Genomic DNA, 733 nt, shown 5'->3' on the forward strand with positions numbered 1-733 from the left:
GTCGCCCTGACGCGCAGGGTGGTGGCGCCGACCGCGTGGACCGACACCCCGTTCCAGGCGAACGGCAGATACGGCCGCCCCGGCTCCGGAGCGGGCAACAGATCACCCAGCGCGCTGGCGTGCAACGCCGCGTCCAGCAGGGCCGGGTGCACGCCGAAGCGTGCTGCGTCGGCGTGTGCCTGCTCGGGCAGCACGATCTCGGCGAGTACTTCCCCGGGTCGCACCCATGCCCGTGCCAGTCCCTGGAAGGTGGGGCCGTACTCCAGGCCGATCTCACCCAGACGCTCGTACAGGTCCTCCACCGCGACCGCGACCGCGTCGGCCGGCGGCCACACCGCCACCGCGAAACCCGGCTCGGTCGTCTGCTCGGCGAGTTCGCCCTGCGCGTGCAGCGTCCAGTCTTGCGCGTCATGGGCTCGCGAGTGGATCGCCACCGAGCGGGCCCCTGATTCCTGGAGCGCGCCGACCAGCACCTGCACCCGCACGCCACCCTCGTCCGCCAGCACCAGCGGAGCCTGCAACGTCAGCTCCCGCACCAGCGCACAACCCAGCTCCTCACCCGCCCGGCCCGCCAGCTCCACCAACGCCGTCCCCGGCACGATCACCGTCCCGTTGACCACGTGATCGGCCAGCCACGGCTGCGCGGCCACCGACAGACGACCGCTGAAGACCACCGACTCACCACCGGCGACCTCCGTCACCGCACTCAGCAACGGATGATCGATCCCCTCCA

1 protein-coding gene is annotated in these 733 nt (G+C 71.9%); it reads right to left on the bottom strand.

Features of this window, described 5'->3' with window-relative positions:
- A partial coding sequence (locus tag ACTOQ1_RS42890) for a polyketide synthase dehydratase domain-containing protein (RefSeq protein WP_440074373.1) occupies positions 1-701 on the bottom strand: 701 nt, incomplete at its 3' end.
- Positions 702-733 lie beyond the last annotated feature (32 nt).

Source organism: Streptosporangium sp. OZ121 (genome assembly GCF_051918885.1).
GTDB lineage: Bacteria > Actinomycetota > Actinomycetes > Streptosporangiales > Streptosporangiaceae > Streptosporangium.